Origin of the sequence: Pseudomonas frederiksbergensis (genome assembly GCF_900105495.1) — a bacterium.
GTDB lineage: Bacteria > Pseudomonadota > Gammaproteobacteria > Pseudomonadales > Pseudomonadaceae > Aquipseudomonas > Aquipseudomonas frederiksbergensis.
Genome location: NZ_FNTF01000002.1, coordinates 3,525,518 through 3,545,762, shown reverse-complemented (window position 1 = coordinate 3,545,762; position 20,245 = coordinate 3,525,518). Strand labels below are relative to the sequence as shown.

The window sequence follows — 20,245 nt, the reverse complement described above, 5'->3', positions numbered from 1 at the left end:
TCATCAGGTATTGGTTTTCAACTTGGTCCACAGGCGGGTCGTCAGCCGTGCGATGGCCGCGGGGAGTTCCTCTACGGTAAACAACTTGTCCAGCACACCTGTCGGCGGATAAATCGCCAGGTCCTGCTTCACCGCAGGAACAACATACTGGTCCGCCGCCAGGTTGGGGTTGGCGTAATGGATGCTGTTGCTGATGTTGGCAATGACTTGCGGCGTCAGCAGGTAGTTCATGTAGGCGTAGCCATTCTTTTCGTGCGGCGCGCTCTTGGGCATGACCACCATGTCGAACCACAGTGTCGAGCCTTCGTCAGGGATCGAATAAGCGATTTCGATGCCGTTGTTGGCTTCCTTGGCGCTGGCGGCCGCCTGCACGATGTCGCCGTTGAAACCGATCACCGCGCAGACATTGCCGTTCGCCAGGTCGCTGATGTACTTGGAGGCGTGGAAATACTGGACATAAGGTCTGATCTTGAGCAGCGCCTGCTCGGCTTTCTTGTAATCCGCCGGCTCGTGACTATGGGACGGCAGCCCCAGGTAATTCAGGGTGATCGGCAGGATCTGCGTAGGGTTATCGATAATCGCCACGCCGCACTGGCTCAGTTTCTTGATGTTGTTTTCATCAAAAAACAGATTCCACGAATGGGTGACATCGGTGTTGCCGAAGATCGCCTTGATCTTCTCGACGTTGTAGCCGATACCCGCCGTGCCCCACATATACGGATAACCGTACTGGTTGCCCGGATCATTGACCTCGAGTTTTTTCATCAGCGCCGGATCGAGGTTTTTCCAGTTCGGCAGCTGGCTTTTATCGAGTTTCTGCACCGCCCCGGCTTTGATCAACCGGGACAGAAAATGGTTTGAAGGGCTCACCACGTCATAGCCGGTGTTGCCAGTCATCAACTTGGATTCCAGCACTTCGTTGCTGTCGTGAATGTCGTACGTTGCCTTGATCCCCGATTCCCTGGTGAACGTGGTCAAGGTGTCGTCGGCAATGTAGCCGTTCCAGTTTGAAATATTGACGACTTCGTCAGCGTAGGTGGCTGCCGACAACGTCGTAAGCACGACCATCAGGGAAATGTTATTGACGCGCATGTTCAATCACCGTGTGTTGGATGAGTTTTTATTGTTTGATCGCCGGGTATTCTAGATTTCTGTTTTGGCCCTGATCGCCTCCACGCGCATTCGAAGCATGGCACCGATATCGAGAAAGGGGCGCGGCGGCAGCCACCCCGGTTGGGCCCTGCGCATCACCGATTCGAGGATGGGCGAGCTGTCACCGGATGCCAGTTCGGCGATCAAGCGCCCCCAAAGGGTGCCGCGTGCGACGCCCGAACCATTGCAGCCGGCCACCGCAAACACCCCTTCGTCGACCTTTGAAAAATACGGTTGCCCGGTGCGCGAAGCGCTCAAGTGTCCGGTCCAGGTGTATTGAATGTCCTGCTCGTTCAAGAATGGAAAACGGCGTTGCAAGCCCAGCACATGGTGTTTGCGACGGTGCAGCAGCTCACTGTCGGATATATCCCGGGAACGGTATTCCGCGGTGTTGCGGATCATCACGCGGCGGTCTGGAGTCAGTCGCACCGTAGCGCCCAATGGCCGGGTGGACAGCACGCCCCAAGGCTCAACCGCGCCGATGGACGTGAACTCGGCGTCGCTGAGCGGCCGTGTCAGGCTGGCGCTGAGTTCCATCGGGAACGTCCCGCTGTCCTCTATCCCTGAGCGCGGAATGAACGCGTTCAGGCACACCAGGACTTGCCTGGCCTCGATGCTTCCATCGGCACCATTGGCGCGAATACGCCCTTTGCCCAAGCGCTCCAGGCCGGTGATATCGGTGTTTTCGAACAGGGTTACGTTAGCTGGCAGCGTATCCAGCAGGCCCTTCACATATTTCGCCGGTTGCAGCAATGCGTTGCCATTGCCGCACCAGATCGCGGCCTGGTAATGCGCGGTGCCCAGTTTTTTGCTCAGCGGTTCAGCTTCCAGAAAATCCGCAGAGGCGCTAACAGCACGTAGCGTTGCCAGTTTGGCCGCGACGTCGGTCAACTTGCCGGGATCGTTGACGGCGAAGAAGTAGCCCGATTCCCTGAATTCACATTCGATGCCCAGATGAGCGATGCGCTGACGCACTTCGTCACTGGCGGCACGTGAAATCGAGGTATCGACTTCAAAACCAGCAAACCCCGGGTTGCCGATCAACTCATCCTTGGAGGGATGTTCATGCCCGACCACGAAGCCCGAATTGCGCGCCGAAGCGCCCTGCGCGGCCCGCTGCCTGTCGACAATCACGATCCGCGCCTGCGGGTGCATTTCAGCGAGTGTGTGAGCGGCGCACAGCCCGGTGATACCGGCACCGACAATCAGCCAATCGGCTTTTTGCGTGCCTTTGAGAGCATCGCGAGCGGAAGAATTCCCCGCCTGCGCAATCCAGCCACATACATTGGTCATGCATCACCTCGTCTGCCTGTAGTTCCGCAAGCGCCGCACATGACGTCATCGCATGAGTCTTTCCGGCCGGCGCTGGCTAGAGCTAGAATCTATAAGGCCTGTAGTGATACAACCAACGTTATAAACTCATCGAGCCATTCAAAAAGCGCATGGATAAAATTCACCACGTTCCTTCTCTCCAGGCCTTGCAGGCGCTGGTCGAGGTCGCAGGCTCGGGCAGCTTCACGCAAGCGGCGCAAAAGCTCTGTCTGACCCAAAGCGCAGTGAGTCGAAAAATCCAGCAGTTGGAGAGCCACTTCGACTTGCCGATGTTCGTCAGGAACAGCCGCAGTGTTCGGCTGACACCAGAAGGCGAACAGGTGCTTGCGACCGCCCGAAGTATCCTGGCGCAACTGAAAACCCTGGAAGATCGGCTGACACCGCAAAAACGCCCCTTCCGCATCCGCATGCATGTATCGCTGGCGGTTCGATGGTTGCTGCCAAAGTTGAGCGAGTTCTATCGAAGTCATCCGCAGGTTTCGCTGTCGATCGAAACCGTGGCCACGGAAGTAGTGGAACCGGCCATCGACAGCGACGCCTACATCCTCTATCTGCCCGAGCCGTCCCGCGATCCTGACTGCCTGACCTTGTTCGAAGAGGCGCTGGTGCCGGTGTGCGCCCCTGGCCTGGGCAGCACGACCCAGCCGTTGGAATCGGTGGCCGATCTTATGCGGTTCCCACTGTTGCATCGCTCGGCGGACAAGCATGACTGGGGCCAGTGGCTGCACGCCAATGACGGCCAGTCACTGGAGGACTACCGCCATATCCCCTTCAACCTCGACGAGTTGGCGCTCGATGCGGCGGCGCGAGGGTTGGGCGTCGCCATGACTGACCTGACCCTGGCAGGCGAATCACTGGAACGAGGCGTGCTCGTCGTTCCGTTCGGCCACCCCTTGAAGACCCGCGGCATTTACGCCTTGAACCTGCAACCTTCCGCCGCGGCTCATCCCGCCTGCTCGCTGATCATGCAGTGGTTCGCCCAACAGGCCGAACGGCCAACAGGCGAAGTTTGACCATCAGGATTTGACCCCTACGTTCCGCGCCCCAACCCTTCTGTCGCATTGGCAAAAGCAGCGCTCGCCTCTTGAACCAGCTTGCGCCATTCAACGCTGTTGATGAGCCCGGTGCGCTCCATTTCATCGGCAGCCTTGAGCAACTGGTCATATTGCTCTTCGGCATCCATCCGGATTTCGGGCACTTTCAGCAGCTGATACCAAGCCGCCAGGGCTTCGCTCTTTTGATCATCACTCATGCTCAAACTCCCAAAGACAGTCTTCGTTTCGAAGTTTTTTCATGAGTGACGTTCCTCGCTCCCGACATATGGCAGGCAGGAGCGCGACCACCATCGAGCTGCCATCGAGCCACATGCCTTGAAGCCGCCGGTCGCCCCCCGTCATTTCGGCGCCGTTTCATTACAGAATTGACATTCAACCGTGGGTCGATTGTGCGGATCGACTGGCTGACCTGGCTTCACTGCCAGGCAACCCATCGGCAGCCAACCCGCCCCTGAATAGAGGAAGTCATCATGAAAATGTTAATCCTCGGGTTTGCTGCTCTCCTCGCCACGAGTTCGGCCGTTGCCGATACCCAGACCGCCGAACCTGTCATTCACGACAAGACCGGTTTCTTCGTCCACCTGGATATCGCCAAAGACCTGTCCAGCAACATCATCACGCAGGATTGCGGCATCGTCCCCGCGCAGCTGATATACCTCGACCATCAGGGTCGCAAACACGTGCTGGATTACCAGGTCCAGGGCATGGGTTGCATCGGCGCTAACTGATCAGTCGCCTGTATTCGCAGAGGACCGGGCTACATTGGCGCCACTGGCTGACCTCTGTAGCCCGCCGCTGTGACAGGTCAGGTTGCCGACACCGCTTAAGGTTTGGGTACATATCCGTTTCAGGGAATAGGCTCAATGAAGCTGACGATGTCTCTGTAGCTCCGTCTTCAGCCAGGTGCTCGTCGGCTGAACGCCAGTTGCGCACCGCACTTCATAGGCTTTGCCAGACATGCTGCTTTTAGTGGCAGCAAGATCGATGAAGTCTTCTGCGCTGCTCACCAGGTTCTTGCCTTCGAGATAATTCAGCTTCTTTTCGAGATGTGCCCGAGCCTCGGGTCCAGGGTACTCACTGCCGTTGCGCACGAACTTGCACTCGCTGCGCTCCACAAAATCCAGCAAGCCCTTGATTTCCTGGTTCGCCTGTGTCGAGGTTTGAGCCTGTACACCGCCCGCCACAAAAAGGCCGATAGAAGCAGCGATCAGCCATTGGCGGAAAATGGATTGATTCACCGCTTCTTTCAAAATCCACATGATTACTTCCTTGTCCTGAAAGGGGTGACTTTCTGTGGAAAAAAAGGGGATCAATGAGCCCAATGCCTGTGCGCGAGCAGTTGGCCAAAGTCGCAGTTACTTATCCCTGTATCGGCATCAGACTCATTGATCGTTGCCCAGCTCAATGTTGGGCGATTTCCATCTAACAGAATGGAGATGCATTGGCGCGTCAACAGCGACCATGCACTATTTTTTTAGCAAAACTACTTCTGCACGTCTAATCACCTTTTTCCCCCGCCTTATAGGCTCAGGAAATATCCCGTTAAAGCCCCGCCACCACCATTCGTCGCATCAGAAACCTGGTGCGATTTTTTTGACAATGACTGGCTCAAGGTTTGCACAAGACGCTCCTAGCTGCCCCAGAACGACGTAATTCTGACGCGACAGCACTTACTTAACGCTTAGGACGCCAGCGATGCGCTTGGTCAGTCACCGGGAGATGTAACGTGTCAACTCTCAACGAAATCGCAGCGAACCACGCGAGAATGGCCAAGGCTCTTGTCGAAGCGTCGACCGGGCCGAGTGAGCGCCACACCCAGATTGTGGAGACTTTCGAAGTTCCAACCCTGGATGCGCAACACATGCCTCTGCACCTTATCGCCAGCGTGCAGGACAACCCTTTCGGGCAAGCAACGGCTTATTTGCTCTGACAAAGTTTGATCCGGCCAGCTTGTCGGGCAAGCGGAAAAGGTCCGCTTGCCGGCGCGGTAAGGTCGTGTACCACTTATTGGCCTAAACTCACTTGACTAGCCCGTTGGGGAGCTGCCGGAGTGGCATTCCCATGCTCGAAAATTTAGAGATGTCACGCGTCAAGCGCTTCGCTGCAAACGTTGCCGGCCGGGATTTCGCGGTCGGGGATATTCATGGCCATTTCACTCGGTTGCAGGATGCTCTGGATGCCGCCGGGTTCAACCACCTGGTAGATCGCCTGTTCAGTGTTGGCGATCTGATTGACCGTGGGCCCGAATGCCATGATGCCCTCGATTGGCTGGACAAAGCATGGTTCCACCCGGTGCGAGGCAACCATGACGACTACGTGGTTTACTTCGACACCTGCGACGTCGACAGCTGGCTCGACAACGGCGGTTCATGGTTCATGGACCTCCCTCTGATCGAGAAGCACGCCTTCGCGGCGCAGTTCGCCAGGCTTCCTATCGCGATTGAAGTCGAAACAGCCTACGGCCTGATCGGCATCGTGCATGCCGATTGTCCATTTCCGTCATGGCAGCAATTGCGAAAGGAACTGGAGTCGCCGGAAAGCAACAGGCGTCTGCAGGAGGTGCAGCACTTCTGCATGTGGTCACGACGGCGGCTCGATCAGCAGGAGACCCATGGCGTCGAAGGCCTGCGCGCACTGGTCGTGGGGCATACGCCGCTTTATATGCCCGTCAGCCTTGGCAATGTGATTCACATCGATACGGGAGGCTGGAGGCCGGACCGTGGTTATTTCACCCTGCTGGATCTCGAAACGCTCGAAACCATTCCCGCAAGCTGACTCAACACGGATCGGCCACTCAAAAAAAACCCGGCTTCATCAGCCGGGTTCTTTATTAGCGATTCAGGTGGCATTACTGCCACCGTCCATCAACAGCACTTCGGTCCAGCCTTGCTTCCGTAACGCGCTTCCTGGCGTTCCCGAAAGAACACCTCATAACTCATCACCGGTTTGTCCGGGTGCTTGGTCTGCATGTGCTCGACGTAGGTGTCGTAGTCGGGCATCCCGACCATCAGGCGCGCGGCCTGACCGAGGTATTTACCTAGGCGACTCAGGTCATTGAACATGCTGCACTCCTCGATCAAGCATCCGGCAGAGCCTGGAATGGCGCTTCTTTGTCCGTACGTTCCTTGCTGCCCCAGGCGGCAATACCGACCTTGAGTGCAAAGAACAGGATGCTGAAGACCACCAGCAAGAACAGCGCCGTCAGCGTTGCGTTGGTGTAGGCGTTGTAGATCACGTGTTGCATCTGGTCGATGCTCTTCGCCGGAGCGAGAATTTGACCGTTGGCCAGGGCATCGCTGTACTTCTTGGCCAAGGCCAGGAAACCGATCGCCGGGTTGGCGTCGAACAGCTTGATGAAACCTGCCGTGGTGGTGCAGATCAGCAGCCACACAGCCGGCAGCATGGTGACCCAGACGTAGCGCTGGCGTTTCATTTTGATCAGCACGACAGTCGCCAACATCAGCGCGATACCGGCCAGCATCTGGTTGGAAATACCGAACAGCGGCCACAAGGTATTGATGCCACCCAGCGGATCGATCACGCCCTGGTACAACAAGTAACCCCACATCGCCACACAACCGGCGGTGGCGATCAGGTTGGCGGTCCAGGATTCGGTGCGTTTCAGCGCTGGCACGAAAGAACCGAGCAAGTCCTGCAGCATGAAACGCCCGGCACGGGTACCGGCGTCTACAGCCGTCAGGATGAACAGCGCCTCAAACAGGATCGCGAAGTGGTACCAGAACGCCATGGTGTTTTCACCCGGCAGAAGCTGGTGCAGGATCTGCGCGATACCGACCGCCAGGGTCGGCGCACCGCCGGCACGGGCCAGGATGGTGGTTTCACCGATGTCCCTGGCGACCGCTTGCAGCGCTTCCGGGGTGATTGCAAAGCCCCAGCTGCTGACGGTCTGAGCAACCGTAACAGCATCAGAGCCGACAAGCGCCGCCGGGCTGTTCATGGCGAAGTACACGCCCGGCTCGATCACCGACGCGGCGACCATGGCCATGATGGCAACGAAGGATTCCATCAGCATGCCGCCGTAACCGATGTAACGGGCATGGCCTTCGCTGGCCAACAACTTCGGTGTGGTACCGGAAGCGATCAGCGCGTGGAAACCGGAAACCGCACCACAGGCGATGGTGATGAACAGGAACGGGAACAGACCGCCCTTCCACACCGGTCCGGTGCCGTCGACGAACTGGGTGAGTGCCGGCATTTTCAGGTCGGGCATGGTGATCAGGATGCCGATCGCCAAAGCCACGATGGTGCCGATTTTCAGGAAAGTCGACAGGTAGTCCCGCGGCGCCAGAATCAGCCACACCGGCAATACCGCGGCGACGAAACCGTAGCCGATCAGCATCCAGGTGATCTGGATCCCGGTGAAGGTAAAGGCCTTGGCCCAGACCGGATCAGCAGCAATCTGCCCGCCGAGCCAGATCGAACCGAGCAGCAACAGCACGCCGACGATGGAGATTTCACCGATGCGGCCCGGGCGGATGTAGCGCATGTAAATGCCCATGAACATCGCGATCGGGATGGTCGCCATCACCGTGAAAATCCCCCACGGGCTCTCGGCCAGGGCTTTCACAACGATCAGCGCCAGCACCGCGAGGATGATGATCATGATCAGGAAGCAGCCAAACAGCGCGATGGTCCCGGGGATGCGGCCCATTTCCTCACGGACCATGTCACCGAGGGAACGGCCGTTGCGGCGGGTGGACATGAACAGGACCATGAAATCCTGAACGGCACCGGCCAGCACTACGCCGGCAATCAGCCACAGCGTACCGGGCAGGTAACCCATCTGCGCCGCCAGCACCGGACCGACCAGCGGCCCCGCACCAGCAATGGCTGCGAAGTGGTGACCGAAGAGCACGTGTTTATTGGTCGGCACGTAGTCCAGACCGTCATTGTTAACGACAGCGGGCGTGGCACGATTGGGGTCGAGTTGCATCACTTTGGTAGCGATGAACAGGCTGTAGTAGCGGTATGCAACGAGATAGATAGCGACTGCTGCGACTACGATCCAGAGGGCATTGATCGCTTCGCCGCGGCGCAGGGCCACGACACTTAGCGCAAACGCTCCCAGGACAGCCACGGCAAACCAGGCGAGGTGTTTAGCCAGACGGGGCATAGCGTGTCTCCTGCCGACAGCCAATGGACTGCGGCGGTAATTTTTATAATTGTGTCCGCTGTGCGGAGCTGGCCCAATATCCCCGCATGCCGTCTACAAATAAATCCGCGTTACTACGTACGCGACTTCTACGTAGTTCTACGTAGAAGACCGCGAGCTACTTGTTGGAGCGGCAGTGCGACGATCGACTTGGTCGCTAATGCGAGTTGTCATTCAAGATTGATGTCGTCTGATATACCGCTATCGCGAGCAGGCTCACTCCCACAGGGAAATGGTGTACACCTGCGAGTAATTGGTCGGCTGTCAGGCCGCCTTCGCAGGCAAGCCAGCTCCCACAGGGATTGGATGTTTGGCAGGAAGTGATTGGTCGGCTGTCAGGCCGCCATCGCGAGCAGGCTCGCTGCCACAGGAGATCGGCGTACGCCTTTCGCCTTTCGCCTTTCGCCTTTCGCCCCTCACCACTCATCAGGCCGAGCGTTAGCTCGCCTGCAGCTCTTGATCTTGATCCACCCGCCCCTTCGGGAGGCTGAGTGGAGGTGTTCATCTGGGGGGCAGGCGCGCAGCGCCGTTCGACGCAGTCGAACACATCGAGAGGAGGTCGAAGCGAAGCCGACCGGAGGCGATGCCCCCAGATGAACACCGGAACGAAGGAACGCCGAGCCCAAGCGAGGGGCCGGACGCCGGGGCGAGACTTTTTGGTTCCTTTTGTGGCGTTTGACAAAAGGGACTCGCCGTAAGGGCGAAACCCTAAGCCACCGTTACCGCAGCAATGGATATGTACACCTGAAAGAGATTGGTCGGCTGTCAGGCCGCCATCGCGAGCAAGCTCAGCTCCTACAGAAATCCAAGCCACAAGTCATTCCGTCCAGCACCGCTACTGGCCCCGCATATCTTTGGCATATGATGCCGGGCCTTCGCCTTCCCTCGGTCCGGACAGGAGCACAGATGCAGCTCAAACACAAAATCGTCGCGCTCGGGATTCTGCCGCTGATGCTGGCCATCGCCGTCATCTGCGCGCTGGTGATTTCCATGAACCGGCAACTGGGTGAACAACAGGCGCAACTGATCGAAGACAGCATTCTGGCCAGCAAGCGCGCAGAACTTAAGAACTACGTCGAAATGGCGCAAAGCCTGATCGAACCGCTGTACGACGACGGCCACGGCGACGAACACGCCCAGCAAAAAGTGCTGGAAGAACTGCGCAAGCTCAGCTTTGGCATCAATGGCTACTTCTTCGTCTACGACCACGAAGGCCGCAGCCTGATGCACGCGCGCCAGTCCGAGCTGGTAGGCAAATACCTTTGGGACATGAAGGACCCTCACGGTTTGCCGGTAATCCAGGCATTGCTCAAAAGTGCGCAATCGGGCGAAGGCTTTCAGCGCTACGCCTGGAACAAACCCTCCTCCGGCCAAGTGACCGACAAGCTCGCCTATGTAGTGATGCTGGATCGTTGGGGCTGGATGCTCGGCACCGGCATCTACCTTGAAGACGTTGAACGCGCGACCCAGCAGGCGCGTGACGAAGTGGCCCAGGGCATTCGCAAGACCATGCTGGCGATTGCCGCGGTGGCCCTCGTGGCGGTGCTGTTTGTCTTCGCCAGCGGCATGACACTGAACGTCAGCGAGCATCGTCTGGCCGACAAAAAACTGCAGCGCCTGACCCAGCGTATCGTCAGCTTGCAAGAGGAAGAACGCTCACGGGTTTCCCGTGAACTGCACGACGGCATCAGCCAGTTACTGGTCTCGATCAAGTTTCAGTTCGAACTGGCCAGCCACCTGCTCGAGAATGGCCAAGCACATGACAAGGGTTTGAGTACGCTAAGAGACGCCACGGAGCGCCTGGGCGAAGCGATTGGCGAGGTTCGCAGCCTCTCCCACGACCTGCGTTCCTCGCTGCTCGACACCCTGGGCCTGCCGGCGGCGATCGGTCAACTCGCCGCAGAATTCGAGCAACGCAGCGGCCTGGTGGTGACTTTTAACGACAACGAATTCGACTGCCACCTGGTCGATGGGGCAGCGGTCTCGCTGTTTCGCATCGTGCAAGAAGGCCTGACCAATATTGAACGACACGCCCAAGCTAAAAACGTCTCCATTACCCTGCACGGGTCCGAAGATTCAATTCGGTTGACGGTGGTCGATGACGGTATCGGTTTCAACGTTGCCCAGGTCGAACGTCGTCATACGGGCATTGGCCTGCGTAATATCCGTGAGCGTGTCGAGCATTTTGGTGGACGATTCGATCTGATCTCGATGCCGGGAAGAAGCGAGCTGGACGTTTGGCTGCCAATGAAAACGCCCGGTACAACACACTGACTCGCCCCCACAACAAGAGTGAATACCCGCGATGAACCTGCCCTACCCGATCCGCGTCGCCCTGGTCGACGATCACGCCCTGGTCCGCGACGGGATCAAAGCGCTGCTGGCGGTCATGCCTCCCCTGGAAGTCGTGGGCGAAGCCGAGAGTGGCGCGGATGCCATTGAAATGGTCGGGCGCTGCCAGCCGGACCTGTTGCTGGTCGATATCAGCCTGCGGGACATGAACGGGCTCGAGCTGACCCGGGTATTACGCAGCCAGTACCCGTCGCTCAAGGTGCTGGTGCTGAGCATGTACGACAATAACGAATACGTAAGTGAGTCCGTTCGCGCGGGGGCCAGCGGCTATGTCCTGAAGAACTCACCGTCACGGGAAATCATCGCGGCGATCGAAGCCATCGCCAGTGGCGGCACGTTCTACAGCGCCGAGATCGCCCAGCGGCTCATCGCCGATAAAAATACCGACAACGAGCTGACACCGCGCGAGAGCCAGGTGTTGTACAAGATGGCTCAAGGGCTGAACAACAAGGAGATGGCCCGTGAACTGGACATCAGCGTTCGCACGGTAGAAACCCATCGCCTGAGCATCCGGCGCAAACTCAACATCGACAAACCCGCGGCCCTGGTCAAATACGCGATCGATCACGGGATCATTTCGCGGTAGCGGATATACATTTGTCGCGAATTTCAGGCAAAAAAAATCCCAGGCAGCTGATGGACGCCTGGGACTCAAAATGCATAAACCGTGGTGGTGAACGCGGGCGAATATTACTTAATATTTCTGCCTGCAACAAGATATTTTGGCTCACCAACCAGTTACTAAATCGTCTAACTCATTCAATATCCACACATTTTTTATGGGCGCACCGTAACAAGGACTCACTTAGAGGTACCAGCGATACTCCCGCGCGCTGATGTCCTGCAGGAATGCCAAATGGTCCTGGCGTTTGTTTTCGCAGTAGACATTCACAAACTCGGCCCCCAAACCCTCGCGCAGTTGCACATTGTTTTGCATCGAACGCACGGCCTCCAGCATCTCCAGCGGGAAGTCGACTCCGCTGCCACGATCTTCGTTGAGGGATGCAATCGGTTCACGACCCACTTCCAACCCGTGCTCCAGCCCGACCAGAATCGCCGCCAACACCAGATATGGATTGGCATCCGCGCCCGCCAGGCGATGTTCGATGCGCAGATTCTTCGCGTCCGACTCAGGCACCCGCAGGCAGGCGTCACGATCTTCAAAGCCCCAACTGGCGCGCGTCGCCACATTCACCGTGCCGCTCAAGCGCCGCATGGCGTTGTGATTCGGTGCAAAGATCGGCATGCAATGCGGCAACACTTCAAGGCAACCGGCCACGGCATGGCGCAGCGCCTGCTGATCGTTTGCCGCCAACAGGTTGGTTCCCGCCTCGTCGTAAAGGCTCACATGCACATGCATGCCGCTACCGGGATGCTGCAAATAGGGTTTTGCCATGAAGCTGGCGCGGTGATTGTGCTTGAGGGCCACGCCCCGCGTGCTGCGGCAGAACAGGGCCGCCCAGTCGGCCGCACGCAGGCCATCGTCAAGGTGACCGAAATTGATTTCGAACTGGCCCGGGCCCAGCTCCGCAGTGATCACCGTGGCATCAATGCCTTGCGCCCTCGCCGTCTCGACCATGTCATCGAGTACCGGTGAAAATCTCGACAGCCGTTCGATGTGCATATTCGGCTGATCATCGGCATCGTCAGTCAGCTGATCGCGAGGGAACTGTGGCAAGCCGTCACGTAGCTGTCGATCGAACAGATAGAACTCCAGCTCGAACGCGACGACGGGGAAAATCCCTTTTCGGCCAAGGCGCTCGAGCACCTGCGCCAACACCTCACGCGGCTCGAAAACGATAGGCTTCTCAGTACCGCTCGAGGTAATCAGCATTTGCCCCAGCAGTTGGTTTTCCCAACTCACGGGCTTGAGCGTACCGGGCACCAGGCGGCGGGGAGCATCCGGGTCGCCGTCGTTGAAACAGTAGTCACCGATTTTGAACAGACCGCCCTGCGTACCCAGCAACACGCAGTTTTGCGGCAGCTTGAGCGCGCTGCCAGCGGCGACCTTCTCGAGCATTTCTATCGGGTAGCGCTTGCCATAAAAATGCCCGGGAATATCCAGGGAAATCAGGTCAACGTAACGCACCTGCGGGAAGCGCTGGCGAAACGCGCGAACCTCAGCAACCAGATCAGAGCAGACAGCATCCATCGTTAGTGTTCCTTGTTGTTTTTATCAGGTGTAAACCCAAAGCACCCGGGCGAGCCGATCCGAGAGGTTGCCGTAGCGGCAATGTGTGTGACTGGCCAGCTGGAAACTGTCGCCGGTGCGCAACGTCACCGGTTTGTCGTCATCCAGCCATAGCGTCAGCTCCCCCTCGAGGACATAGCCACCCTGCTCCGAGCTGTCGTTCATGTGCCGGTCACCGCTGCTGGCGCCGGGCTCCAGTTGGCTTTCAAGCATTGAGAAGGACGCCCGCATCTTCGGCGAGACAAGGATGTCGGTGATCCCGTCGGCGTAATACAACGTGCGTCGCTCATCCGGACGGGTCACCCAAGGCAACGCCATGGGCTTGGGCAAGCTATAGAAATAGGTGGTCGGCACGCCGAGGGTTTCGCTGATGGCGGTCAAGTCCGCCACCGTGGGACGTGATAAACCCCGTTCTACTTGCGAAAGAAAGCCCACCGAACGACCGATTTTGTCCGCCAAGTCTTTCAGGGTGTATTTTTTGTGTTTGCGCAGGTCCTGGATCAGGATCGCCAGCGCCGAGATTTCTTCTTGCATGTCCATCAGAAGGTTTCCGGAAATTGATGTTTCAAAGGCTGTCGCGCAGGCGATACCAGGCTTTGCCGATGGCTTCCAGCGGTGCGGCCAAATACTTCCCTCCGGGAAAGCTGCCGTTGATCAACCCCTGGTACAACGCCAGCTCATCGGGCTGGCCAAGAATCGCGTCGGACACAGCACGCGCCCCGGCCAACGTCGGCAGCACGCCATGCCCTGAGTAACCCTGTAGCCAGTAGAGGTCGCCACGTCGACCGATGTCAGGCGTGCGCTTGAGGGTCAGATCGATGTGCCCTCCCCAGGCGAAGTCCAGTTCTACGCCCTTGAGTTGGGGAAACACGCGTTCCAGATAGGGCCGTGTCGCAGCGGCGATGTCCTTCGGCATGCCGCCCAGGTAAGTGCATCCACCGCCGAACAGCAGGCGGTTGTCTGGCGTACGGCGGAAATAATCGAGGACAAACTGGTTGTCGGTGACGCACACATTGCTCGGTATCAGCGCAGTCGCCTGTCGCTCTGAGAGTGGCGCGGTTGCCACCTGATAAGTGCCAACCGGCAACACACAACTCGACAGCTTCGGATCAAGCCGATCAAGGTAGGCGTTGCACGCCAGCACCAGCACGTCGGCGCGAATCTGCCCGCGCTCAGTGGCAACTACATACTGACCGCCCTCTTCGCGATAACTCAGCGCCTTGCTCTGCTCATGAATGCATCCACCGGCCTGCTCAATCGCAGCGGCGAGGCCGAGCGCCAGTTTCAGCGGATTCAAATGCCCGCCTTCAGGATCGAACAGGCCCGCCTGATAGCGCTCACTGGAGACCCAATCAGGCAACGCCTCACGCGAAATGAACTGCAAATTATCGTGGCCCCACTTGTGGCTGGCCTCGTGTTGCCATTCTGTCAGCAGACTCACTCGACGCGGCATCACCGACGTCCACAGGTGACCAGGCCGATAGTCGCAATCGAAACCATGGCGGCCAGGCAAGTCTCGCAACTCCCGGGCAGCCCAACGCATGCTGTCCCATAACCGGCGCGCACGCTCATAACCCAACGCAGCCTCCAACGGCGGCATGTCACACGACCAACCGAGAATGGCCTGACCGCCATTGCGCCCTGAGGCGGCCCAGGCGACCCGACTGGCTTCGAGCAACGTCACGCGCTTACCGGCCAGGGCCAGACGCAACGCCGTATGCAACCCACTGAAGCCGGCCCCGATGATCAACACCTCGGTGTCCTGCTCGCCGTCAAAAACAGCTCGAGCCACCAAGCGATCCGCGCAGGTGTGGGCGTAATAGCTGGCGACGTGCCGGGAAGATTGCTGGAACATACAGCCTCGTGAATTTTTATACTTTTAATTTCATGAAAAAGTACACACTAAATTTCACGACCGCAACCGTTCAAGGCGCAAAAAAAAATCCCTCCCAGGAAACCCTGGCGGGATTTTTTAAACAGACAGCGTTATCGAAGCAACGCTGCCGAGATTTCAGGCAACAGGAATCATCGGATCCGCAGAAGCCAGCGCAGTGACACGATCAGCTGCGGGCGGGTAGATCCACATTGTGTTGATCTGGGTCTTCAACGCCTTGCCTTCCTCCTTGACCAACTTCACCTGGCGGTCCCAACCCTCGGTGTAGACGGCGCCCCAGGCGCCCAGATCCAGGCAGGTCACGTATTTAGGCTGGCTGTATGGAGTCGGGTCCACGCCTAGAATCTGTGCGGCAACGTTGTTGCCGGCATGACGACCCAGCGAAATAGCGTGCTGGCAAGTCATCAATGCGAAGTTGCCGATGTCATCGCTGGCGGCGTAGGCGACGTCGCCGGTGGCGAAGATGTCTTCCTGGCCAATGACTTTCAAGTGCGCGTCGACGTGCAGACGACCGAGGTGATCGCGTTCGGCCGGAATCTGCTCGGTCAACGAGCTGGCGCGCACACCGGTGGTCCAGACCACCGTTTTAGCATCGATGCGCTGGCCATCGGTCAGGGCCACGCCATTTTCATCGACAGCCACGACCGACGATTTCAAGCGCCATGTCACGCCCGTTTCAATACTGGCTTCAACGATCGACTTGGCGATCTCGGCGCCCATGGACCCGCCAACTTTCTCGCCACGATCAACGATGATCACTTCGATGTCGGCGCGATCACCGAGGATGGCGCGCAACCGCGCAGGCATTTCAGTCGCGGTTTCAATCCCGGTGAAGCCACCGCCGGCCACCACTACGGTGTTGCGAGCCTGGCTTTCTGGCAGGTTGACCAAGGACTTGAGGTGATTTTCCAGGCGTATGGCCTGTTCGATCTGATCCACGTCGAAGGCGTGTTCCGCCACACCTGGCGTGTTCGGCAAGGCCAGGCGGCTGCCGGTCGCCAGAACGAGTTTGTCGTAGTTGCACACCCGCTGGTTGCCGGACGCATCAACGTAGCCGACCCGTTTTTGCTCAACGTCGATGGTTTCGGCAGAGCCCTTGATGAACTGGACGCCAACCGCATCGAACAGTTCGCCAATCGGTGCAGCCAACTGGTGCGCATTCGGCTCGTAGAAGCGCGGACGCACTCGCAGCTCGGCCTGAGGAGCCAGAACGGTCACTTCAACGTCGTTGTGGCCATGAATGTCGAACAGACGCGTGGCGCTCAAAGCCGTCCACATGCCACCGAAACCTGCGCCAATAACCAGGATGTGTTGTTTCATTTTTAACTCCGGGGAAAAGACCAAGTGATGAATTCGTTAAAGGTCACGCGCTTCGGTAGCGGCTGCTTCCCAATGCGGACCTGACAACGGCGACTATATTGATCCTAGTTACAGGGCACAAAACGAAATTACTGATGGTTGGTATCGAAAAGTTCGATTTGTCCGAAAAAGGGCTATCGAGAGGCAAAACTGCCGCGCGACGCATAATGAAGAAGCGACAGGACGCGTTGCCCAGCTCGCGTCCCGCTGTTAGCATTTGCGACTACTTTGGTCGGAGATAGATATGTCTCTTTACAGCGCAGGCGTTGAGTACGGCATTCACTGCCTGGTTTTTCTGGTCGGCACCAGCGGCGACACCCGTGAGGCGAGCGTGCGCGACCTTGCCGAACTGCAAGGCGTGCCACAGGACTATCTGGCAAAAATCTTCACCAAACTGGCCAAGGCAAAACTGGTGGTCGCCACTGAAGGCGTGCGCGGCGGCTTCAAGCTGGCCCGGCCTTCTGACGAAATCAGCATTCTGGATATCGTCAATGCCATCGACGGCCAGAAACTCATCTTCGATTGCCGAGAGATTCGGGGGCGTTGCGCTTTGTTCGAAGGTTCCGCGCCAGCGTGGGCGCTGGCGGGTCCATGTTCGGTGCATGCCGTCATGATGACCGCGCAGAAACGCATGGAAGACGCCCTCGCCCAGCAGACCATTCTTGATCTCGCCAGAAAGGTCGGACGAAAAGCGCCAGCGCAATTCAATGCTCAGGTGGACAACTGGATAAACGATCGTCGGGAAAAGAAAATCAATGCGAGCACTCAGGCAAGCGCCGACGCGATCATCCAGGCAACCGATATCACCGACTAAACCTTAAAGACAATCACGCACTGCCTGACGCAACGCCCCGGATTTCGCCCAGGGCGGCCCCTGATAAAGCGATACGTGACTGCCATCCTTGGATTTCACGATATCGACAATTTCGTCGGCCGTGATAATGCTCGGCGCGGTGACTCTGTAGCCATTGGAGATCGCCGATTGGGTCGTGTTGGGTATCTCCCGCTGCCACGCCGGCAGAACGCACGCGGCATAGTCTTTCGGCACCTTGTCGCTGTACTTGCTGACGTTGGGTTCACCCGGCACCAGGGACGCGGGCAATGAACAGCCCGCCAGCAACGCCAACCCCACTCCCCCAATCAATTTGCGCATGACGCTTCCTTATCCCGAAAAAGGGGAATGTAGCGTGTCGCTGTCCAGACATCCATCCGTTGCACTGAACTCAGCAAGGGGCGTTGTGATCGCCGGTTTCCGGGTATGACCTCTCGTTCAGATAAGTCATCCATCTTTCATACGCTTCGTGCTGCCATTGAGTGACCCGCTCCCATTCCGGGCCGCTCAGCTGATGTGCAGAAATCAGTTTCATCATTTCCGTGGTGGCCGCGTCCAGATCAACGATCAGCTCATGGGCATGAAATCTAAACTCATCAGTCGCCGTCATTTGAAGTTGCCTCGCCCTAGCAAAAATTGACTACCTCACTACGACATCAAATCTGCGGGTTCGCGTTCATCTTCCCGACAGAAGGTTGCACCAACGGTCCAGACGAACAAAACGCCCTGGCCCGGGAAATGGGACTAAAATTTTGTAGCGGAGATTGGCAGGAGGTCATCATGTGGCTTAACGAATCTGAAAACGAACTTCGGCGTGACCTGCAAGGGCTTGCGTCGGATCTGAGATGGTCAGCCGTAGAGCTTTTACGCATCGCAGAGCAGCTACGCCTGACTGGCAATGACGTGGATGCGCAAGCAATCCTGAAGCTGTGCGAACTTTTTCAGGGAGATGAAGAACGACTGAAGGGGTATGCCGAGGAAGTGAAGGCCAAGATCATCACTCGAACAAAAGCTCAATAGCAGAGCATTGCCATGCACAAACCTCCAGGCGCGCTGGTCGTTGTACTGGCGGCGTTGGGTGGCTACAGCTCCGAATCGCGTGTCTATCGGGATCGAACGCTGGTTGCAAAGGGCGAGACCGGCATGAGCAAGGATCAAGTGCACAAAGAAAAGCCCCGGCGAACCAGGGCTTAAAGCGTGCTATTTGTCTGATTGCTGGCTGCGTGCAGGCCGACTCGCCTTGGCCTTGTAGCCGGGAAGAGCGGCCGCAAAGGCCAGTGCTTCCTCTTTACTGCCAAAGGCTCCAAGCCGGTCACCTTTGGTGCACACCCGCCACGGGCCGTTGTTCACGCTGAGTACGTCATAACCGTTCATGTGCATTTTGGTCAGCATCGGAACGCTCATAGTCACCTCCATTTCGGCAGTGATGATCCTGGATTCACTTGAATACCTTACACCCGCCCCTTCAAGAAGTGCCGACCAGACGTCGCGCCAGTATTTCGAAACGCGATTGCACTTCCAGCCTCGTCCATCACTCCAACCATTGAGGCAGACACCTCGGCTCGAATATTGCATTTTTATGACTGTTTTATGACAAACAGCAATCGGGTAACACATGAAAGTACGCGCGACCGTCATTTGCGAGCAACACCGACACATTCTCCTGGTGCGCAAGCCAAGGAGTCGGTGGATGCTGCCCGGCGGAAAGGTTGAACGTGGTGAAGCCATTGCCGACGCCGCCACACGAGAGCTCCAGGAAGAGACCGGGCTTGGGGTCGCTGGGATGCTGTACCTGATGGAATTGCAAACGGCCAGCACCCAACACCATGTTTACGAGGCCTCCGTGGAGAACGCGGATGAGGCCCGCCCACAAAACGAAATCTTCGATTGCATCTGGTATCCGCTGGACGCGGTCCAGAACCTGAACACCAGCAACGCCACGCTCAGAATCATCAAAGCGTTTCAGCGTCGCTTGTAAGTGAATCAACCGAGGTCGCCGCCACCGACCGGCATGATCATGCCGGTAATGTAAGACGCTTCGTCGCTGGCCAGAAACAGAATTGCGCTTGCCTGTTCATCCAGCGTGCCATAGCGCTTCATCAAACTGCTGTCGAGCGTCTGGTCGACTATCTGCTGATACCAGACCTTCTCTTGTTCGCTCTGATCAGCGCTGTTGCGCGGAATGACCCGCGGCGGCGCTTCAGTGCCACCGGGCGCGGTGGCATTGACCCGAATCCCGCGACCGGCGGTTTCAAAGGCCAGGCAAGCGGTCAGCGCGTTGACCCCTCCCTTCGCCGCACCGTACGGCACGCGATTGACACTGCGCGTGGCGATGGACGAAACATTGACGATGGCGCCGCTGCCCTGCTCGAGCATGAACGGCAGCGCGGCATGACAGCACCACAGCGTCGGAAACAGTGAACGGCGCACCTCAGCCTCAATCTGCGACGCTTCGTAATGCTCAAAAGGCTTGGCCCAGATCGTCCCCCCCACATTATTGACCAGCACATCCAGACGCCCGAAACGCTCGACGGCGGTTTGCATGACGCGGCTGCATTCGCTGTATTGCTCAAGATCGGCGGTCAGCGCGAGCACCTGGCTGCCCTGCCCCAATTGCTGCTGAACCTCGAACACCCGCTCGGAGCGATCGACCAGAATCAACCGCGCACCTTCCACCGCCATGCGCTCGGCAACGCGCCGACCAATGCCTTGGGCTGCGCCGGTAATCAGCGCGACTTTATCTGTGAATCTGTTCATAAATACCTCGATGCGAAAATCAATTTCGCAGGGAACGGCTATCTGTAGCAGCTGCCGAGCCTGCGAGGCTGCGTTCGGCTGCGAAGCAGTCGTGAGATCAAACAATGCGGTGTTTCAGGAACACCGTGTCGTCAGGTTTTACGACTGC

Annotated in this window: 24 protein-coding genes; 10 read left to right on the top strand and 14 right to left on the bottom strand. The window is 57.9% G+C overall.

All coding sequences use genetic code 11. The features are described 5' to 3' along the window. Positions 1–3: 3 nt before the first annotated feature. Entirely contained in the window at positions 4–1,092 is a 1,089-nt protein-coding gene (locus BLW70_RS16840) for a polyamine ABC transporter substrate-binding protein (protein WP_074875750.1), read from the bottom strand. Positions 1,093–1,143: 51 nt separating this feature from the next. Further along, positions 1,144–2,445 (bottom strand): NAD(P)/FAD-dependent oxidoreductase, encoded by a 1,302-nt coding sequence (locus tag BLW70_RS16835; RefSeq protein ID WP_074875748.1) that lies wholly within the window; start codon positions 2,443–2,445, stop codon positions 1,144–1,146. A 149-nt stretch (positions 2,446–2,594) separates the two neighbouring features. Between BLW70_RS16835 and BLW70_RS16830 the strand changes: the two genes are divergently transcribed. Then, a complete protein-coding gene (locus BLW70_RS16830; protein ID WP_074875746.1) occupies positions 2,595–3,497 on the top strand; it encodes a LysR substrate-binding domain-containing protein in 903 nt (300 codons plus the stop codon). Positions 3,498–3,514: 17 nt separating this feature from the next. On the opposite strand, the gene BLW70_RS16825 is transcribed toward BLW70_RS16830, so the two are convergent. Next, positions 3,515–3,736, bottom strand: a complete 222-nt coding sequence (locus tag BLW70_RS16825; RefSeq protein WP_074875744.1) for a hypothetical protein — start codon at positions 3,734–3,736, stop codon at positions 3,515–3,517. Positions 3,737–4,009: 273 nt separating this feature from the next. On the opposite strand from BLW70_RS16825, the gene BLW70_RS16820 reads away from it, so the two are divergent. Beyond that, complete coding sequence (locus BLW70_RS16820; protein WP_074875742.1) at positions 4,010–4,267, top strand: DUF2790 domain-containing protein; 258 nt, start codon at positions 4,010–4,012, stop codon at positions 4,265–4,267. A 132-nt stretch (positions 4,268–4,399) separates the two neighbouring features. Here BLW70_RS16820 and BLW70_RS16815 read toward each other — a convergent pair whose 3' ends face one another. After that, positions 4,400–4,798 carry a YfeK family protein gene (locus BLW70_RS16815; RefSeq protein ID WP_074875740.1) on the bottom strand — a complete coding sequence of 133 codons (399 nt, stop codon included), beginning with the start codon at positions 4,796–4,798 and terminating at the stop codon, positions 4,400–4,402. Between the two features lie 467 nt (positions 4,799–5,265). Here BLW70_RS16815 and BLW70_RS16810 point away from each other — a divergent pair, with 467 nt between their 5' ends. Both BLW70_RS16810 and BLW70_RS16805 read left to right on the top strand, forming a co-directional pair. Beyond that, entirely contained in the window at positions 5,266–5,469 is a 204-nt protein-coding gene (locus BLW70_RS16810) for a hypothetical protein (protein ID WP_074875738.1), read from the top strand. Positions 5,470–5,600: 131 nt separating this feature from the next. Further along, complete coding sequence (locus tag BLW70_RS16805; protein ID WP_074875736.1) at positions 5,601–6,314, top strand: metallophosphoesterase; 714 nt, start codon at positions 5,601–5,603, stop codon at positions 6,312–6,314. A gap of 89 nt (positions 6,315–6,403) precedes the next feature. On the opposite strand, the gene BLW70_RS16800 is transcribed toward BLW70_RS16805, so the two are convergent. Both BLW70_RS16800 and BLW70_RS16795 read right to left on the bottom strand, forming a co-directional pair. Then, positions 6,404–6,601 carry a YbdD/YjiX family protein gene (locus BLW70_RS16800; protein WP_007900300.1) on the bottom strand — a complete coding sequence of 66 codons (198 nt, stop codon included), beginning with the start codon at positions 6,599–6,601 and terminating at the stop codon, positions 6,404–6,406. A gap of 14 nt (positions 6,602–6,615) precedes the next feature. After that, the gene (locus tag BLW70_RS16795; RefSeq protein WP_074875734.1) at positions 6,616–8,673 is read right to left on the bottom strand and encodes a carbon starvation CstA family protein; all 2,058 of its coding nucleotides are present in this window, start codon (positions 8,671–8,673) and stop codon (positions 6,616–6,618) included. 945 nt (positions 8,674–9,618) lie between these two features. Between BLW70_RS16795 and BLW70_RS16790 the strand changes: the two genes are divergently transcribed. Beyond that, positions 9,619–10,986 carry a cache domain-containing protein gene (locus BLW70_RS16790; protein ID WP_074875732.1) on the top strand — a complete coding sequence of 456 codons (1,368 nt, stop codon included), beginning with the start codon at positions 9,619–9,621 and terminating at the stop codon, positions 10,984–10,986. A 31-nt stretch (positions 10,987–11,017) separates the two neighbouring features. Beyond that, the gene (locus BLW70_RS16785; protein ID WP_008154581.1) at positions 11,018–11,650 is read left to right on the top strand and encodes a response regulator; all 633 of its coding nucleotides are present in this window, start codon (positions 11,018–11,020) and stop codon (positions 11,648–11,650) included. 219 nt (positions 11,651–11,869) lie between these two features. On the opposite strand, the gene BLW70_RS16780 is transcribed toward BLW70_RS16785, so the two are convergent. The 4 genes from BLW70_RS16780 to BLW70_RS16765 all read right to left on the bottom strand — a co-directional run bounded on the left by BLW70_RS16780 (position 11,870) and on the right by BLW70_RS16765 (position 16,469). Further along, on the bottom strand, positions 11,870–13,216 hold the full coding sequence (locus BLW70_RS16780) for a glutamine synthetase family protein (RefSeq protein WP_074875730.1): 1,347 nt from the start codon (positions 13,214–13,216) through the stop codon (positions 11,870–11,872). A gap of 24 nt (positions 13,217–13,240) precedes the next feature. Further along, on the bottom strand, positions 13,241–13,795 hold the full coding sequence (locus tag BLW70_RS16775; RefSeq protein ID WP_074875728.1) for a helix-turn-helix domain-containing protein: 555 nt from the start codon (positions 13,793–13,795) through the stop codon (positions 13,241–13,243). 25 nt (positions 13,796–13,820) lie between these two features. Continuing rightward, complete coding sequence (locus tag BLW70_RS16770) at positions 13,821–15,110, bottom strand: NAD(P)/FAD-dependent oxidoreductase (protein WP_074875726.1); 1,290 nt, start codon at positions 15,108–15,110, stop codon at positions 13,821–13,823. A 156-nt stretch (positions 15,111–15,266) separates the two neighbouring features. Continuing rightward, positions 15,267–16,469, bottom strand: coding sequence for an NAD(P)/FAD-dependent oxidoreductase (locus BLW70_RS16765; protein WP_074875724.1), 1,203 nt, complete (start codon positions 16,467–16,469; stop codon positions 15,267–15,269). Between the two features lie 283 nt (positions 16,470–16,752). Here BLW70_RS16765 and BLW70_RS16760 point away from each other — a divergent pair, with 283 nt between their 5' ends. Next, complete coding sequence (locus BLW70_RS16760; RefSeq protein WP_074875722.1) at positions 16,753–17,322, top strand: RrF2 family transcriptional regulator; 570 nt, start codon at positions 16,753–16,755, stop codon at positions 17,320–17,322. A 3-nt stretch (positions 17,323–17,325) separates the two neighbouring features. On the opposite strand, the gene BLW70_RS16755 is transcribed toward BLW70_RS16760, so the two are convergent. Beyond that, positions 17,326–17,661: a hypothetical protein gene (locus BLW70_RS16755; protein WP_074875721.1), complete on the bottom strand. Its 336-nt coding sequence runs from the start codon at positions 17,659–17,661 to the stop codon at positions 17,326–17,328. 70 nt (positions 17,662–17,731) lie between these two features. Then, positions 17,732–17,950, bottom strand: a complete 219-nt coding sequence (locus BLW70_RS16750; protein ID WP_074875719.1) for a hypothetical protein — start codon at positions 17,948–17,950, stop codon at positions 17,732–17,734. Between the two features lie 170 nt (positions 17,951–18,120). Between BLW70_RS16750 and BLW70_RS16745 the strand changes: the two genes are divergently transcribed. Together BLW70_RS16745 and BLW70_RS16740 are read left to right on the top strand one after the other, a co-directional pair. Continuing rightward, positions 18,121–18,360, top strand: coding sequence for a hypothetical protein (locus tag BLW70_RS16745; RefSeq protein ID WP_074875717.1), 240 nt, complete (start codon positions 18,121–18,123; stop codon positions 18,358–18,360). 12 nt (positions 18,361–18,372) lie between these two features. Continuing rightward, complete coding sequence (locus tag BLW70_RS16740; RefSeq protein WP_413037945.1) at positions 18,373–18,534, top strand: hypothetical protein; 162 nt, start codon at positions 18,373–18,375, stop codon at positions 18,532–18,534. Positions 18,535–18,540: 6 nt separating this feature from the next. Here BLW70_RS16740 and BLW70_RS16735 read toward each other — a convergent pair whose 3' ends face one another. Then, the gene (locus BLW70_RS16735) at positions 18,541–18,744 is read right to left on the bottom strand and encodes a DUF2188 domain-containing protein (RefSeq protein WP_074875715.1); all 204 of its coding nucleotides are present in this window, start codon (positions 18,742–18,744) and stop codon (positions 18,541–18,543) included. Between the two features lie 211 nt (positions 18,745–18,955). Between BLW70_RS16735 and BLW70_RS16730 the strand changes: the two genes are divergently transcribed. Further along, the gene (locus tag BLW70_RS16730; protein WP_074875713.1) at positions 18,956–19,318 is read left to right on the top strand and encodes an NUDIX hydrolase; all 363 of its coding nucleotides are present in this window, start codon (positions 18,956–18,958) and stop codon (positions 19,316–19,318) included. A gap of 5 nt (positions 19,319–19,323) precedes the next feature. On the opposite strand, the gene BLW70_RS16725 is transcribed toward BLW70_RS16730, so the two are convergent. Next, complete coding sequence (locus BLW70_RS16725; protein WP_074875711.1) at positions 19,324–20,097, bottom strand: 1,6-dihydroxycyclohexa-2,4-diene-1-carboxylate dehydrogenase; 774 nt, start codon at positions 20,095–20,097, stop codon at positions 19,324–19,326. Positions 20,098–20,245 lie beyond the last annotated feature (148 nt).